Source organism: Pseudomonas fluorescens group sp. (assembly GCF_020093335.1).
Lineage (GTDB): Bacteria > Pseudomonadota > Gammaproteobacteria > Pseudomonadales > Pseudomonadaceae > Aquipseudomonas > Aquipseudomonas petroselini.
Window position 1 is genome coordinate 230,535 of the sequence record NZ_JAIOKW010000002.1, and the last position, 16,793, is coordinate 247,327.

The following is a 16,793-nucleotide window of genomic DNA, read 5'->3' on the forward strand; positions in this document are numbered from 1 at the left end:
TTTGAGGACCTTTGCATGAAACTGATGATCGCCCTGGCCGCCCTGTTGTTGGTATCGGCATGTACGTCGACGCCGCCGCCCCCAAGACGCCACCGCCTCTGTTTGCCTGGCCGGCGGCGGCAGCATGAAGCAAGTCGGCAAACTGCAGAGCTGGAAGTGCATCACGCCCTACAAGGACGCGGGCAAGGCGTGTACCGATTCGAGCCAGTGTGAAGGCGAATGCCGGACCAGCGTGACCACATCCTCCGAAAATCGCCCGGTAACAGGCGCATGTCAGGCGGATAACGGCCGCTTTGGTTGCTCGGCCACTGTCGAGAAAGGCCAGCTGGGCCGGGCGATGTGCGTGGACTGATGAGCGCCACATTTTTGCGGACTGTAGGCCGCGTTAAAAATGCGCCACATCCGACACCCGATCATCCAGCACATCCCGCGCCAGCGCCCAGGCGCGGTCTTTGGATTCCACCACCAGCAACGGGTAGCCCCACGCCTTGCCAAACATCACGGCAAACGGCTTGAGCGCCAGCCGCTGCGCAGCGCTGGGCTCGACCTGGATCATGCCCCTGACGTACGTGCGCAGGGCCGGCCTGTTTTTCTTCATCCAGATCGACGCCTGTTTGCGCTCTTCGTGGGAGTGTTCGTGACTGTTTTCATCTTCGGCCTTTTCATGCAGCAGCACGAAGGCTTGCTGGCGGGCCAGCAGACCTTCGAAGACCACGAATGCATCGTCGGGCCCGCCTTCGTTCGGCGCATCAAAGACGATTTTCACCACTGGGAATGTTGAACTGTCGAGTCGCATGGCAGAGCTCCTTAATGAGAGTTGATCTCATCATAGGGATCAACCTGCTGGACGGCATTGCACAGAATAGCCAGAATGTTTCGCAATTCAGCCAAGCTGTGAAACCGCCATGACGCGCCACCGCCTTGATCAATTCGACCCCTCCAGGGCCAAGGACGCCGACATGATCCCGCGCGCCGTGGTGGCCGTGGGCGCTACCAGCACGTCCCAGACCTGGGAGCATGCACCGCATGTCCATCGCAAGGGCCAGTTGATGTACACCCTGCGCGGGGTGATTCATTGCCAGATCGAGGCCGGTATCTGGATTGTGCCGCCCCAGTGTGCGCTGTGGATCCCCGGCGGCCTTTCACATGCGGCGCGGGGGGCCGGCGAAGCCGAGGTGTATTGCCTGCTGATCGACCCGCACGCCGCTGGCGCCCTGCCCCCGCAATGCTGCACGCTGGCGGTGTCCGGCCTGTTGCATGAGTTGATTACTAAGGCGGTAAGCTTTCCGCATTGGTACGAAGAGGACGGCGCTCAGGGCCGGTTGATCAGCACGCTGCTGGACGAGTTGGCCCAGGCGCCCATCGAAGACTTGCACCTGCCGATGCCCCAGGACCCACGGTTGCGGCGCCTGGCCGACAGCCTGCTGGCCAACCCCGGCGATAAGGCCACCCTCGGCCAGTGGGCCGTGCGCATCGGCATGAGCGAGCGCAGCATGACGCGCCTGCTGCTGGAAGAGTTCGGCCTGAGTTTCGGCCGCTGGCGCCGGCAATTGCATGTGATCCTGTCATTGCAACGCCTGGCCAGGGGTGAGAGCGTGCAGCGGGTCGCCCTGGACCTGGGTTATGAGAACGCCAGCGGCTTTATCACCATGTTCCGCAAGGCAATGGGCCAACCGCCCGCGCGCTACCTGGCGGATCGCGCCGGGGCCTCCAGTGCGAACGCGGCCGCGACCATTGCGTTGCACGCGCTCCAGGCGCCGGCTCAACGCTGAACCGGGATCCGGATGTCACCGTCCCGGCACTGGGTCTTCACACTCCTGGGGCAACCGGCAAAGCGCAATTCCTTACTCAGGCATATCCGTACTTCAGACAACACCTTGCCTTTGCAGATCACCGCCACACTGTGGTCGCCCATGGCGGGGTTGCTCTCGCGGAACAGCTGTTCGATGTCCCGGGCTTGCAAATAATTGGGCACATTGAACGGCTGCAGTTGCGGTGGGATCTGCACGGCGCCCAACGCCGCATCAGTGGCCTCCAGGTAGCGCGAGGCCTCCAGGCCGCTGCAGGTGCCGTGCTTGGCCCATTCATGCTTGAGCAGTGAGCGCGTGGGAAACATCAGCGCGCCCTTGGCCATGTCTTCGGCCGAGAGCTGCGATTGAGGCTCGCACGACGCCGGCCACCCGCCCCGAGCGTATTGCGGCCACAGTCCGTGCAACACGAAGCCGTAGCCTTTGCCCGAACACTGCTCGTTGTCCGGGTGCGTCAGGCAGAACGTCGGCGACCATGACAGCGACAGCACATAGAAATCAAAATCCCCCGCCGGCCGCTGCTCCCGTGGCGCCGCCATTGCACTTGTGGCAATGGCCAGCCACAACACCATCCAGTATTTCATCCCCGTGTTCCCTTAGAAAAATGAATCACTACCCTATTGCAACTACCCAGGATGATGGGGGTTACGTTGTAGCACCTTGTCGAGGATCCGATCGGTCTTCAACGCCTCGATCGCCTGTGAGGGGTGTTCGGCTTCCCCGCGGATATGGGCGTTCATGGCCAACACGTGGTGCCACTGGATATGCGCGTGGCAAGGCACGTCCAGCACCTCGTCGACCTCGCCTTCCAGGCGCAGCGGCTGGTCCTCGAATACTGCAAAGGTAATGCGCCCCTTGCTGCCAATCAGCTCGACCCGGTCTTCACGACGGTCGGCGACAAAGTTCCAGCAGCCCATGCCCAGCGCGCCGGACGCGAATGTCCAACAGGCCGTCACGGCATCCTCGGCGGCATACTGCCCGGCCTGTCGCGCGGTGAAGCCCGAGACCTCGACAATATCCCCGGCCAGGTACTGGAACAGGTCAAACCCATGGCTGGCCAGGTCGGCAAAGTAACCGCCACCGGCAATCAGCGGGTCGGTGCGCCAATTGGCGGCGTCGGCGTCATCGGCGCCCGGTGGCTTGCACAGGGTCCAAGTCAGGTGGCGCAGTTGGCCGATGCGCCCCTCTTGCAGCCACTGGCGCACTTGTTGGAAACGCGGCAGCGAACGGCGGTAGTACGAAACAAACAGGTGCAGGCCGGCACGCTCGAAGGTGCGCTGCATCAATGCGCTTTGCTCGGCATTCAATGCCATCGGTTTTTCGACACAGCAATGCTTGCCCGCTGCGGCCACCATCAGGCTGTATTCAAGGTGGCTGTCGGGTGGCGTGGCGATGTACACCGCGTCCACCTCGGGATCGTCGATCAGGGCCTGGGCGTCGGTATAGAAGCGGGCAATGCCATGGCGCGCCGCATAATCGCGCACGGCTTCCTCGCGGCGCCCCATGACGGCCACCAGCGCCGAACCTGGCGCTTTGTAGAAGGCGGGTCCACTCTTAAATTCAGTGACACTGCCACAGCCGATCATGCCCCAGCGTACGGTGTTCATCGGTTTCCCTCGTGCGTTTTCGTCAATCGGGCAGTATCCACATCCCCACACGTCAGCGCCCTAACCACTTAGCATGACAATTGCATTACACTTTTATGACACTCATCTCACTGCGGGGGCACAGACGATGAAAATCAGGGCCACGGTCATTTGCGAACACGAGGGGCATATCCTCTTCGTGCGCAAGGCCAGATCGAAATGGGCGTTGCCGGGCGGCAAGGTTGAACGCAACGAGCGCCCGGTCGGCGCTGCCGAGCGCGAGCTGGAAGAAGAAACCGGATTGAACGTGGACGGCTTGCTGTACTTGCAGGAACTCAAGGCCCGCGGCACCCTGCACCATGTGTTCGAGGCCTCGGTGGTGAACATCGAAGACGCGCGGCCTCGCAACGAAATCGTCGACTGCCAGTGGCATGCCTATGGCGCCATGGATGAACTGGACACCACCGACGCCACCCGGCATATCGTCAGATCCTTTCTACGTCGCCTGTAGTTCAGCGCTCTGTCCGGCGTATTACTCAACCCCAGGCTGCAGCAGCAACGCCACCAACGCACTCCACCCCGTCTGATGGGACGCCCCCAACCCGCGCCCGGTTTCCCCATGAAAATATTCATGGAACAACACCAGGTCACGGCTGGCCGGGTCCGCCTCCAGCTGCGCATAGCCCGCCATCGACGGTCGCGAACCGTTTTCATCCCTGAGAAACAGCCGCGTCAGCCGCTGACTGAGGCTGTCGGCCACTTCCTCCAGAGAGGACAGATAACCGCTGCCGGTCGGGTACTCCACCGAGAAGTTATCCGCGTAGTAGCGGTGAAATTCCCGCAACGACTCGATCAGCATGTAGTTCACCGGCATCCACAGCGGCCCGCGCCAGTTGGAGTTGCCGCCATACAGCCGCGAGTCGGATTCGCCGGGTTGGTAGCGTGCACTGAGGGTGTTGCCGTTCATTTGCAGCGCCAGGGGTTGCTCGGCGAACGCCTTGGACAAGGAGCGCACGCCAAACGTCGACAAAAACTCGCTGTCATCGAGCATGCGCCGCAGCAGGTCCTTGGTGCGCTCACCGCGCAACAGCGCCAGTAACAGGCGGTTGCCCTGCCCTGGCTCATTCCAGCGCGAGACCAGCTTGGCCAGGTCGGGCCGGTGCTTCATGAACCCGAGCAGGCGTTCGCGCAAGCCTTCCAACCCCTCATGCTCACGCTGCTCCAGCACCAGCACGGCAAACAGGGGCATCAGCCCGACGATAGAGCGCAGACGCACCGGCTCGTTCTGGCCGTCGGGCCGGTGCAGCACATCGTAGAAGAACAGGTCCTGCTCATCCCACAGGCCTTCGGCGCTCTCGTCGACGCGGTTGATGGCGCCCGCGATGTACAGGAAATGCTCAAAGAACTTAACGGCGATGTCGACGTACACCCCATTGCGCTTGGCCAGCTCCAGGCCGATACGCATCAAGTCCAGCGCATAGGCCGCGACCCACGCCGTGCCGTCGGCCTGATCCAGCTGGTACCCCGGCGGCAGCCCGGCCGAGCGGTCGAACAAGGCGATATTGTCCAACCCCAGGAAACCGCCCTGGAACAGGTTGCGCCCTTCGGCATCCTTGCGGTTGACCCACCAGGAAAAATTCAGCAGCAGCTTGTGGAAAATCCGTTCAAGGAAATCCATGTCGCCTACACCGTTCAGCGCCTTATCCTGCTGGTACACCCGCCAACTGGCCCAGGCGTGGACCGGCGGGTTAGCGTCGTCGAAGCGCCATTCATAGGCCGGCAATTGCCCGTTGGGGTGCATGAAGCGGTCTTTCACCAGCAGTAACAGTTGCTGCTTGGCGTACCCCGGATCAATCAGCGCCATGGCCACCGCCTGGAAGCCCTGGTCCCACGAGGCATACCACGGGTATTCCCAGGTGTCGGGCATGGAGAGGATGTCGAAGTTCGACAGGTGCCGCCAATGAGTATTGCGGATATGCAGGCGCTCAGGCGGCGGCGCAGGTTGCGCCGGGTCGCCGTCGAGCCATTGGTTCACATCGAAATAGTACAGCTGCTTGGACCACAGCAAGCCAGCCAATGCCTGGCGCTGCACATTGCGCGCATCGTCGTCGTGGATGCCGTGTTGCAAGGCGGCGTAGAAATCATCCGCCTCTTGGCGGCGTTGTTCGAACAGCTTGCGGGCGTTGACCGGCGGCGCGTTAACGGGGGCAAACCGCAGGTAGAGGGTTTTACTCTCAAGGCCTGCCAATTCGAGGATAAAGCGCGCCGCGACTTTGGTGCCGCTGTCAGGCCGAATCGCCGATTGAACACCCTCGACCACGTAATCATTGATGCCGTCCTTGAACGGTCCCGTCGCCGGTTGGCCATCCAGGCGGGGAACGTTGGTTTCGTTCTCGCAGAACAACCACTCCACCCCCTCCTGGCCCCAGGCGCTGAGATGCCGATCCGGCCGTTCAGGATGGCGCGCCAGCACCTGCTCCCCGTCCATCTTCAACTGCGGCTTGGGCGCATCAAAGGTCCAGCTCCAGTCATTGCGCGCCCACAACTGCGGCATCACCTGCAAGCGGGTCGGCTGCTCGGAACGGTTGTGCAGCGTGATACGCATGAAGAGGTCGTCGGGCTGATGCTTGGCGTACTCGACGCTGACATCGCAGTAGCGGTTGTCTTCGAACACGCCGGTGTCGAGGATCTCGTACTCGGCATCCTCCAAGCCACGGCGGGCGTTTTCGCGGATCAGGTCCTCGTAGGGAAAGGCTGCATGGGGGTATTTGTAGAGCATGCGCATGTAGGCATGGCTCGGCACGCCATCGACGAAAAAGTACAGTTCCTTGACGTCTTCACCGTGGTTGCCCTCGGCGTTATTGAGGCCGAACAGGCGCTCCTTGATGATCGCATCGCACTCGTTCCACAGGGCCAGGCCCAGGCACCAACGTTGCGCCTTGTCGCTGAAACCGGCGAGGCCATCCTCGCCCCATCGGTAGGCGCGGCTGCGTGCGTGTTCGTGGGGGAAGTAAGTCCAGGCATCGCCATCGGCGCTGTAGTCTTCGCGCACCGTGCCCCATTGGCGTTCACTCAAGTAAGGGCCCCACTCGCGCCAACGCTCGGCATCCTGCTGCGCCAGGCGCTGGCCTTCGAGGGTTGCAAGTATTCGGTTGTCGGGTGTGGCCGTCATCGGGTCCTCCATCGCCTACCAGGTGAGAGGCAGTGTAGAACCCAATGACGCCCGGATGCACATGAAGACTTAGAAGATGGCGTAGGTGTAGTTGAAGATCAGGCGAGTCTGATCCTGGTCGGGGGTGCCGGTGTTTTTGCCGTGATAGGTGCCGGTGCGCAAGGTGGTACCGAAGCCTTTCAGAGGACCGGCTTGCACCACGTAGTCCAGACGGAAGTCGGCTTCGTTTTCTTTCTGGTCAGGGCCGCCGGCAACCTTCGACTTGATGTCCGAACCGTCGAGGTACGCCACGGAAGCCTTCAGGCCAGGCACGTAGGCCTTGAAGTCATACGAGTACTGACCAAAGTTGACCTGCTCGCCCGCGCGGGAGAACTGGCCCACCACAGCGTCGGTAAACAGGTAGAAGTCGCTGCCGCCGGCGCCTTGTGCGTGCGGGTCGGCCAGGCTGCCCTGGTTGACCCACACAAAGCCGCCGTCATCACCCACGCCAATATGGCCGAGCATCAAGCTGCTGCCGCCCAGTTGGTAAGTGAAGGCCGCACTGTAGGTTTTGTTGTCCACTTCGTTGGCATGCTTGGCAAAGCCACCGTTGTTGTTGAACTGGTAGCCGCTCTCGCCGTTCTTGCCGTCGCTGGTGCTGTCGAAGTAGCGCAGGTCGGTCTTGAACGACTGGTCATTGCCCAGTGGCAGCACGTGGACCAGGCCGACGTAGTTCTGTTTGTAGAAGTCTTGCAGTTGGGCGTAGTAGTACTGCAACGTCAGGTTTTTCGCGATGGCGTTGTCGGAAGAACCAAACGGTTTGTAGTCCACCCCGCCGAATTTGAAACTGTCGCTGTCGCGGGTACCGCCTGCCACGCTCAAGCCTGTGGAGTTACTGGAGGCACGGCCTTCGGCGCGGTTCAACTCACCGCCGGTGAAGGTGACATTGGGAATGTCATTCGAGGTAAGGATGCCACCGTCAAAGGTCTGCGGTGCCACGCGGCTGTCGTTGGAAACCAGGATCGGCAGAACCGGTGCCAAGCCACCACCGACGTGCAACTCGGTCTGGGAAACACGGAACTTCACGTTGCCCGCCGCGCGGCCGAAGGAATCGGCAGGCTCGGTGCCGTTGTTCTTGGTCGGGAAAAAGCTGTTGCCGTTGCCCGCCAGGCCTGCGCCCGCCGTGTGACCATCGCCGCCGTCCAGGCGCAGCGCGCCGAAGGCCATGACGTCGAAGCCCAGGCCAATGGTGCCCTGGGTAAAGCCGGATTTGTAGTCAAAACGCAGCGCAGTTGCCGCTTCGCGCAGGTCGTTGTTGGTCCCCGAGCGGTTATCCGCGCTGTAGTACATGCTCCGTGAGCTGACAGACGCATGGCTGTCTTCAAGGAAACCGCTGTGACCATTGCCGGTGCCCAGGGCACCGAGCCCGAAATCATCAGCGAATGCGTGTTGTGCAAGAACGGCGGCGGTGATCGACAGCGCCAGTGTAGAAATTTTCATTAACGACGGCCCCTAAACATTTTTTTATGTGTGCGGTGTGCATAACGGCGTTTTCATCCTTGCAAACGTGACGATTCTTTCATGCCGGCCGGGGCGGACTCCGTGAAGAATTAGTTAGGAAAACCGCACGGAAATGAAATTTTCCGCGGGCTGTTTTTTGTCATATTCACGTCATCTCATTCATTTGCAGAATGAAGTCCTGAGGAATCTTCGTTTGCAAGCAAGCCTTGCGCTCAACAAAATCCAGGCAAAGGCCACCTTCACCGTCATCGCCATCAGGAATTTTTCTATGCCCACCACCGCACATGTCTGCCCCGATGAGATCCGCAAGGGCTTTTCCAAGGCCATGTCCGACATGTACCGAGATGAAGTTCCACTGTATGGCGCGCTGATGGAGTTGGTGGCCGAGACCAATACCCGCGTGCTCGACACCGAACCGGGCCTGACGCAGCACCTGCAACGCACCGGCGAAATCCAGCGCCTGGACAAGGAACGCCACGGCGCGATCCGCCTGGGCACCGCCGCCGAGCTGGCGACCATCAGCCGCCTGTTCGCAGTGATGGGCATGCAGCCGGTGGGCTATTACGACCTGACCCCGGCCGGCGTGCCGGTGCACTCCACCGCCTTTCGCGCCGTGCACGAACAGGCGCTGCAAACCAGCCCGTTTCGGGTGTTTACGTCCTTGCTGCGTCTGGAACTGATCGAAAACCCCGACCTGCGTGCGTTCGCCGAAACGGCCCTGGCCAAGCGCTCGATCTTTACCCCAAGAGCCTTGGCGCTGATCGAACAAGCAGAAAAGGACGGCGGCCTCAATGCCGTGGACGCGGATGAATTCATCCACCAGGCCCTGGAAACCTTCCGCTGGCACCACACCGCCACCGTCACCGGCGCGCAGTACCAGCAACTGAGCGACCAGCACCGCCTGATCGCCGACGTAGTCGCGTTCAAAGGCCCGCACATCAACCACCTGACCCCGCGCACCCTGGACATCGACCTGGTCCAGGCCGCCATGCCTGGCAAAGGCATCACCCCCAAGGCCGTGATCGAAGGCCCACCCCGCCGCCGCTGCCCGATCCTGCTGCGCCAGACCAGCTTCAAGGCCCTCGACGAACCCATCGCCTTCACCGACGCCCAAGGCAGCCACAGCGCACGCTTTGGCGAGATCGAACAGCGCGGTGTGGCCCTTACGCCCAAAGGCCGCGCGCTGTACGACCAACTGCTGAACGCCGCGCGCGACGAGCTGGGCGCTTTCCCCAATGAAGGCAACGCCGCACGTTACGTCGAATTGATGGAACAGCACTTCCAGGCCTTCCCGGACAACCACGCCCAGATGCGTGATCAGGGCCTGGCCTACTTCCGCTACCTCACCACCGAGCAAGGTGTCGCGGCGCGCGGCAGCGCCGAGCAACCGCGTACCCTGGAAGCACTGATAGCAGCGGGCCACATCGATGTAGAGCCGTTGGTGTACGAGGATTTTCTGCCGGTGAGTGCAGCGGGGATCTTTCAGTCGAACCTGGGGGATGCGGCGCAGAGTCACTACGCGGCCAATTCGAACCAAGCCGAGTTTGAACAGGCACTCGGCCGCCGGACGATTGATGAATTGAAGCTGTATGAGGAAACGCAGCAGCGCTCTATCGATGAATGCATCCAGGCACTGCTGGCCTGAATTGAAGTGCCCACCCGGCTCAACAGCGCAGTCCTTGCGCCGCAACAGTCCCCAGAGCCGGGTGGGCGGTGGGCATCATAGGCAGTGAAGAGAAGCCTGTCCTTCAGACAATTCTGAACAAATGTGCGCGCACCCTGTAGGAACGCGGACTATTCCCTACCCCAACTTCGCCACAATGTCGTCTTTGATCAACAACCGTTTCTTCTTCAGCTTCTCCACCTCTTCATCGCCGGCGCTTACTGATTCTGCCTTCAGCACCTCCTTGTCAGCGTCGTCGTATTGAGTGAGCAGCGAGTCCAGGCGTTTGTCATTTGCCCTGCGTTCGTGAACGACTTCCTTGCTGAACCCCAAGTCCTGATACAGGTCGTGTTTCACTGGCATGGCGTACCTCCGCAAGTTGATCAATGGCTTACGCCCTAGAAGCTAGACCATTGCGAGGGGTCTTGTCATGTTCAAGGTCAATACATCCCCGTTCGTCGCAACACAGGCGATGGGATCAAACCTTTGGCGCACTGTGCCCTCCACTGTAGATCGCCACCCGAGGGAGACCGGTTCATGAAGCAAGCTGCCACCGCCGTCGACACCCAATGCATCAACACAATCCGCACCCTGGCCATGGATGCCGTACAAAAAGCCAATTCCGGCCATCCCGGCACGCCCATGGGCCTGGCCCCCGTGGGCTATACGCTGTGGAGTCGCTTCCTGCGCTATCACCCCCAACACCCCGACTGGCCCAGCCGCGACCGTTTTGTATTGTCGGTCGGTCATGCATCGATGTTGCTGTATTCGTTGCTGCACCTGGCAGGCGTGGTGGAGTTGGATGCTGATGGCGAGCGCACCGGCCAGGCCGCTGTCAGCCTGGACGATATCAAGCAGTTTCGGCAGGCGGGTTCGAAAACCCCCGGCCACCCCGAGTACCGCATGACCACCGGTGTGGAGACCACCACCGGCCCGCTCGGCCAGGGCTGTGCCAACAGCGTCGGCATGGCCATTGCCGAGCGCTGGCTGGCCAAGCGGTTCAACCGTGAAGAAAAAACCCTGTTCGACTACAACGTCTACACCCTGTGCGGCGACGGCGACATGATGGAAGGCATCAGCGGCGAAGCGGCGTCGATGGCCGGGCATTTGAAGTTGGACAAGCTGTGCTGGATCTATGACAACAACACCATCAGCATCGAAGGCCACACCGAGCTTGCGTTCAGCGAAGACGTGATCAAACGTTTCCAGGCGTATGGCTGGCACACCCTGCACGTGACCGATGCCAACGACTTGCAAGCCTTGGGCAATGCCTTGGAGGCCTTCCATTGCAACCGTGGCGCACCGACCCTGATCGTGGTCGACAGCGTGATCGGCTATGGCTCACCGCACAAACACAACACGGCCGCCGCCCATGGCGAGCCTTTGGGCGAGGATGAAATCCGCCTGACCAAGGCCGCGTATGGCTGGCCCGAGGACTCCAGCTTCCTGGTGCCCGATGACGCCCGCACGCACTTGCGTGATGCGCTGCTGGATCGCAGTGAGCCGCTGTATGAAAAGTGGAGCGAGCACCTGGCGCAGCTTGAGCAGTACGAGCCGGAACTGGCCGATGAATTGCGCCGTATGCGGGCCGGGGAAATGCCCGAACACTGGCAGAAACACCTGCCCAGCTTTGACGCCGACGCCAAGGGCATCGCCAGCCGTGCCGCCGGCGGCAAGGTGCTGAATGCGTTTGCCGAGCAAATCCCGTGGTTGCTGGGCGGCTCGGCGGATTTGTCGCCTTCGACCAAGACTAACCTCACGTTCGAGGGTGCCGGGCGCTTCAGCGCTGACGACTACACGGGGCGCAACCTGCACTTCGGCATCCGTGAACACGCCATGGGCGCCATTGCCAATGGCATGGCGTTGTCCTACCTGCGCCCGTACACCTCGACCTTCCTGGTGTTCAGCGACTACATGAAGCCGCCGATCCGCCTGGCGGCGATCATGGAGTTGCCGGTGGTGTTTGTCTTCACCCACGACTCGATCGGTGTGGGTGAAGATGGGCCGACGCATCAACCTATCGAACATCTGACCCAACTGCGCGCCACGCCGGGGTTGCTGACCCTTCGCCCAGGCGATGCCAATGAAACGCTGGCGTTGTGGACAGTAGCACTGGCGCAAACCCATCGGCCGAGTTGTGTGGTGTTGTCGCGTCAGCCATTACCTACGCTGGATCGTAGTAAGTATGCCGCCGCATCGGGTGCTGCCAAGGGTGCCTATGTGCTCGCAGGTGCCGATCATCCTGAGGTCTTGCTGCTGGCGACGGGCAGTGAAGTCAGCCTCGCGGTGGACGCTTACGAGCAACTGAAAAGCGAAGGGATTGCCGCGCAAGTGGTCTCGATGCCCAGCTGGGAACTGTTTGAAGAACAGGACCAAGCCTACCGCGACAGCGTGCTGCCGCCAGCGGTGAAAGCACGGGTGGTGGTGGAACAGGCGGGCCCATTGGGCTGGGACCGCTACGTCGGTCAAACCGGAGCCAAGGTAGTGATGAACAGCTTCGGCGCATCGGCACCGTTGGCCAAGCTGCAGGAGCAGTTTGGGTTCACCGTGGACAACGTGGTGAAGCAGGCCAAGGCACAAATCCACCTGACTCAACAGTGATCAACCTGTGGGAGGGGCGGTGCGACGATTCGACTTGCCCCCGATGGCGATGGTTCAGACACTTATTTAGTTGACTGACACACCGCTATCAGAAGCAAGTCGAATCGTCGCACCGCCCCTCCCACACTTGATCTGTTTTGATTGCTAGATCAGCTCTCGGGCCAGGAATGGTGCGGTGCGGCTGGTCTTGCTTTTAGCAACCTTCTGCGGCGTACCGCTGGCAACCACCTTGCCGCCCAAATCCCCCGCGCCCGGTCCGATATCGATCACCCAGTCACTCTGCGCCACCACGCGCATTTCATGTTCCACCACAACCACCGTATGCCCCGCGTCCACCAGGTGATTCAACTGGCTGAGCAAGCGGTCGACATCCCGTGGGTGCAGCCCGGTGGTGGGTTCATCCAACACATACAGCGTGGCGCCTCGGGCATTGCGTTGCAGCTCGGTGGCGAGTTTGATGCGCTGCGCTTCGCCGCCGGACAGTTCGGTCGCCGGTTGCCCCAGGCGCAGGTACCCCAAGCCGATATCGCGCAGCACCTGCAATGAACGCAATACGCCGGGCTGTTCGGCGAACACCTCCACGGCCTGCTCCACCGTCAGCCCCAGCACCTGGGCGATGCTCAAGCCTTGCCATTTAATCGCCAGGGTCTCGGGGTTGTAACGCGCGCCATGGCAAGTCGGGCATGGCGCGTACACGCTGGGCATGAACAGCAATTCAACACTGACAAACCCCTCGCCCTCGCAGTTCGGGCAACGGCCCTTGGCAACGTTGAAGGAGAACTGCCCGGCATCGTAGTGGCGTTTTTTCGCGGCAGGTGTGGCGGCAAACAGTTTGCGCACGTTGTCGAACAAGCCGGTGTAGGTCGCCAGGTTGGAGCGCGGCGTGCGGCCGATAGGTTTCTGGTCGACCTGCACCAGGCGGCGGATGTGCTCCAGCCCGGCGCTGATCCATCCGCCGCTGGTTTGCGGAGTGTCGTCTTCCAGGCTTGGCTCTTCGTCGCTTTCCAACACACGTCCCAGCCCGCTGCCCACCAGCTCCAGCAGTGCCTGGCTGACCAGGCTGGACTTGCCCGACCCGGAAATCCCGGTGACTGCCGTGAAGCAGCCGAGCGGGAAATCGACGTTCAAGCCGTCGAGGTTATTGCGCGTCACACCTTCCAGTTTCAGCCAGCCCGTGGGCTCGCGACGCACCGGGTTTGCCACGCGTTTTTCAGCGAACAGGTACTCACGGGTCTGCGACGCCTCCACCTGCGCCAGCCCCGCCGGCGGACCGCTGTACAGGACTTGCCCGCCATGCTCACCGGCGGCCGGGCCGACGTCGATCAGCCAGTCGGCGCGGCGCATGGTTTCCAGGTCATGCTCCACCACAAACAGCGAATTACCCGCCGCTTTCAACCGCTCGAGCGCCGTGAACAACGCTTCGCCATCCGCCGGATGCAAACCCGCCGACGGCTCATCCAGCACATAAATCACACCAAACAACTGCGAGCCCAATTGGGTCGCCAGGCGCAAGCGCTGCAACTCACCGGATGACAAGGTCGGCGTACTGCGCTCCAGGGACAAATAGCCCAAGCCCAACTCGGTCAAGGTGCTGACCCGCTCGAGCAGGTCCTGGGCGATACGCTGCGCGGCCAGGCGCTTTTCCACCGACAGTTTCATTTTGTCCTGCCCCGCCGCCACCGGCCGCAACAATTCAGCCAATTGCGCCAGCGACAATTGCGACAGCTCACCAATGTCGACCCCGGCAAACTTCACCGACAGCGCCGCCTTGGTCAGCCGCTTGCCCTCGCACAGCGGGCAGGCGCTGCCTTGCATATACTGCGAGACGCGCTTTTTCATCAGCGCACTTTGGGTGTGGGTGAAGGTGTGCAGGATATAGCGCCGCGCCCCACTGAAGGTGCCCTGGTAGCTGGGCTCGAGTTTGCGTTTCAACGCCTCGCGGGTTTGCTCGGGCGTAAAACCGGCGTACACCGGGACCGTGGGAGTTTCTTCAGTGAACAGGATCCAGTCGCGCTGCTTTTTCGGCAGCTCGCGCCAAGGAATGTCCACGTCATAGCCCAGGGTCACGAGGATGTCGCGCAGGTTCTGGCCTTGCCACGCCAGCGGCCAGGACGCCACTGCGCGCTGGCGGATGGTCAGCGACGGATCGGGCACCATCAGCGCCTCGGTCACTTCATAGACACGGCCCAGGCCATGGCATTGTGGGCACGCACCTTGGGGCAGGTTCGGCGAAAAATCCTCGGCATACAGCATCGCTTGACCCGGCGGGTAACTGCCGGCGCGGGAGTACAGCATGCGGATCAAGCTCGACAAGGTGGTCACGCTGCCCACCGACGAGCGCGCACTCGGCGTGCCGCGCTGCTGTTGCAGGGCCACGGCGGGCGGCAAGCCTTCGATGCTGTCGACATCCGGCACCCCGACCTGGTCGATCAGCCGACGCGCATAAGGCGCCACCGATTCGAAATACCGCCGCTGGGCCTCGGCGTACACCGTGGAAAAAGCCAGGGACGACTTGCCCGAGCCCGACACCCCGGTGAAGACCACCAAGGCATCGCGGGGAATATCCACATCGACGTTTTGCAGGTTATGTTCGCGGGCGCCACGCACGCGGACGAAGCCGTGCTGCTGGGCAGTGATCGGGGGGAGAGTGCGCTGTGAAGTCATGAACAACCTTGTCTGACGCTGAGCACGCTGCGTATCCGTTGCGCCAGGGCTTCGGGGCTATAGGGCTTGCTCAACAGGTGAATATCGGGGCTCAGCAGGTGATTGCTGGAGAGAATGTCGCGGGTGTGGCCGGAGGTGAACAGCACCGCGACCGGCGGCGTCTGCGCACGAGCCCAGGCGGCCAGGTCGGTGCTCTTGATGCGGCCGGGCATCACCACGTCGGTGAAGATCAGCTCGGGTTGCACGCCGGCTTGCAGCATGTGCATCGCACGGTCACCGTCTTCGGCCGTGAGCACGGTGTAACCCGATTGTTCCAGCAACTCCACGACCGTCGCGCGCACGTCTTCATTGTCCTCAACCACCAAGATGGTCTCGTGGCCATTGGCATGCGACACCGGCTCGGCGTGGGCTTCCTCAGCTTCGTCACCGAGGCTGCGCGGGAAATACATTTGCACCACCGTGCCCTTGCCCTCCTCGCTCCACACCTCGACATGCCCGCCGCTTTGGCGCACGAAGCCAAACACCATGCTCAGGCCCAGGCCTGTACCGTGGCCGTTGCGCTTGGTGGTGAAGAACGGCTCGAATACCCGCGCCAGGATCGCCGGCGGCATTCCTACGCCGATATCGGTGACAGCCAGGCCCACATACTCGCCGGGCTTGATACTTTTACCGGCACAATCGCCGGGATTGAGGATGATGTTCTCGCCGGTGATACGAATCACGCCCTCGCCTTTCATGGCATCCCGGGCGTTGATGGCCAGGTTGAGCAGTGCGTTTTCCAGCTGGTTGCGGTCAACGTTGATGCACCAGGAATCCTGGGGCAATTGCACGTCGATATGGATGGTTTCCCCCAGCGCCCGTTGCAGCAGTTCGCCGAGGCCCGCGTAGATGCGTTGCGGGTTGTACACCGCCGGTGACAAGGGTTGGCGACGAGCGAAGGCGAGCAATTGTGACGACAGCTTGGCACCACGCTCCACCGCCGCAATGGCCGCTGCAACACGACGCTGCACCTGGGGGTTGTCCGGTTCATGGCGCGACAGCAGGTGCAGGTTGCCGGCGATGACTTGCAGCAGGTTATTGAAGTCGTGGGCCACGCCGCCGGTGAGGCCGCCGATGGCTTCGAGTTTTTGCGATTGGCGCAGTTGGTCTTCGGCAGCAGAACGCGCCTGCACTTCGTCGGCGACCCGCTGTTCCAGGTTGTGCGTCAGTTCCTGGCGCACACGCTCGGATTTCACGTGCTCGGTGGTCTCAGTCACGATTACCAGGACGCCGGCGGGTTGCTGGTTGTCGTCAGCCACCGGACTGTAGGAAAGATCCATCCAGACTTCTTCCGGTTGGCCGTTACGTGACAACTCCAAGGGAAAGTCACGGTACGACAACGTGCCACCGGCAAGGCATGTGTCCAGCACATGCCGATTGAAATCGGCCACTTCCGGCCAGCCCAGTTCCACCGGTTTGCCCAGCAGATACGGGTGGCGACCACCGGCAAACACGGAGTAACTGTCGTTGTAGATCATGTACCCCACCGAGCCCCAGAGCATCACCATGGGCATGGGTGAGGCCAGCAGCATCTGCACCGTGCTGCTCAGGCTGCAAGGCCACTTGTCAATCGGGCCCAACTCGGTGGTCGACCAATCGAAGGCGCGGATTCGCTGGGCCATTTCACCGCCCCAGCCTTCGCAGCCGTGGGTATTGGATAAAAATTGCATGTTGGGCTCTTGGCGACGTTAGCGTTGTTGGGGAGCGCTGTTCCACTGGTAAAGCGTTGGAGCCTGGCCGCAATGAATCGTTTCATTTGC

Annotated in this window: 13 protein-coding genes; 5 read left to right on the forward strand and 8 right to left on the reverse strand. The window is 61.7% G+C overall.

Annotation, left to right across the window (positions count from 1 at the left end; genetic code table 11):
- Positions 1-124: 124 nt before the first annotated feature.
- Complete coding sequence (locus K7431_RS03955) at positions 125-352, forward strand: hypothetical protein (protein ID WP_012724737.1); 228 nt, start codon at positions 125-127, stop codon at positions 350-352.
- 33 nt (positions 353-385) lie between these two features.
- Here K7431_RS03955 and K7431_RS03960 read toward each other — a convergent pair whose 3' ends face one another.
- On the reverse strand, positions 386-796 hold the full coding sequence (locus K7431_RS03960; RefSeq protein WP_012724738.1) for a hypothetical protein: 411 nt from the start codon (positions 794-796) through the stop codon (positions 386-388).
- Positions 797-905: 109 nt separating this feature from the next.
- Between K7431_RS03960 and K7431_RS03965 the strand changes: the two genes are divergently transcribed.
- A complete protein-coding gene (locus tag K7431_RS03965) occupies positions 906-1,772 on the forward strand; it encodes an AraC family transcriptional regulator (protein WP_012724739.1) in 867 nt (288 codons plus the stop codon).
- Here K7431_RS03965 and K7431_RS03970 read toward each other — a convergent pair.
- Both K7431_RS03970 and K7431_RS03975 read right to left on the reverse strand, forming a co-directional pair.
- Positions 1,763-2,392, reverse strand: a complete 630-nt coding sequence (locus K7431_RS03970; RefSeq protein WP_012724740.1) for a ribonuclease T2 family protein — start codon at positions 2,390-2,392, stop codon at positions 1,763-1,765. The genes K7431_RS03965 and K7431_RS03970 overlap by 10 nt on opposite strands.
- Before the next feature lie 42 nt (positions 2,393-2,434).
- Positions 2,435-3,415 (reverse strand): Gfo/Idh/MocA family protein, encoded by a 981-nt coding sequence (locus tag K7431_RS03975; RefSeq protein ID WP_012724741.1) that lies wholly within the window; start codon positions 3,413-3,415, stop codon positions 2,435-2,437.
- A 127-nt stretch (positions 3,416-3,542) separates the two neighbouring features.
- On the opposite strand from K7431_RS03975, the gene K7431_RS03980 reads away from it, so the two are divergent.
- Positions 3,543-3,905 carry an NUDIX hydrolase gene (locus K7431_RS03980; RefSeq protein ID WP_012724742.1) on the forward strand — a complete coding sequence of 121 codons (363 nt, stop codon included), beginning with the start codon at positions 3,543-3,545 and terminating at the stop codon, positions 3,903-3,905.
- Positions 3,906-3,926: 21 nt separating this feature from the next.
- Here K7431_RS03980 and K7431_RS03985 read toward each other — a convergent pair whose 3' ends face one another.
- Positions 3,927-6,566 carry an MGH1-like glycoside hydrolase domain-containing protein gene (locus K7431_RS03985; RefSeq protein WP_043205480.1) on the reverse strand — a complete coding sequence of 880 codons (2,640 nt, stop codon included), beginning with the start codon at positions 6,564-6,566 and terminating at the stop codon, positions 3,927-3,929.
- A 69-nt stretch (positions 6,567-6,635) separates the two neighbouring features.
- Positions 6,636-8,045, reverse strand: a complete 1,410-nt coding sequence (locus K7431_RS03990; RefSeq protein ID WP_012724744.1) for an OprD family outer membrane porin — start codon at positions 8,043-8,045, stop codon at positions 6,636-6,638.
- 289 nt (positions 8,046-8,334) lie between these two features.
- Here K7431_RS03990 and hglS point away from each other — a divergent pair, with 289 nt between their 5' ends.
- Complete coding sequence (hglS, locus tag K7431_RS03995; protein WP_012724745.1) at positions 8,335-9,711, forward strand: 2-oxoadipate dioxygenase/decarboxylase HglS; 1,377 nt, start codon at positions 8,335-8,337, stop codon at positions 9,709-9,711.
- A 156-nt stretch (positions 9,712-9,867) separates the two neighbouring features.
- Here hglS and K7431_RS04000 read toward each other — a convergent pair whose 3' ends face one another.
- The gene (locus tag K7431_RS04000; protein WP_012724746.1) at positions 9,868-10,092 is read right to left on the reverse strand and encodes a DUF465 domain-containing protein; all 225 of its coding nucleotides are present in this window, start codon (positions 10,090-10,092) and stop codon (positions 9,868-9,870) included.
- A 174-nt stretch (positions 10,093-10,266) separates the two neighbouring features.
- Here K7431_RS04000 and tkt point away from each other — a divergent pair, with 174 nt between their 5' ends.
- The gene (gene tkt / locus K7431_RS04005) at positions 10,267-12,330 is read left to right on the forward strand and encodes a transketolase (RefSeq protein ID WP_012724747.1); all 2,064 of its coding nucleotides are present in this window, start codon (positions 10,267-10,269) and stop codon (positions 12,328-12,330) included.
- Between the two features lie 144 nt (positions 12,331-12,474).
- Here the strand turns inward: tkt and uvrA are convergent, their stop codons facing one another.
- Positions 12,475-14,994, reverse strand: a complete 2,520-nt coding sequence (gene uvrA / locus K7431_RS04010; protein WP_012724748.1) for an excinuclease ABC subunit UvrA — start codon at positions 14,992-14,994, stop codon at positions 12,475-12,477.
- A complete protein-coding gene (locus tag K7431_RS04015) occupies positions 14,991-16,703 on the reverse strand; it encodes an ATP-binding protein (RefSeq protein ID WP_012724749.1) in 1,713 nt (570 codons plus the stop codon). The genes uvrA and K7431_RS04015 overlap by 4 nt, the downstream gene beginning before the upstream one ends.
- Positions 16,704-16,793: the final 90 nt, after the last annotated feature.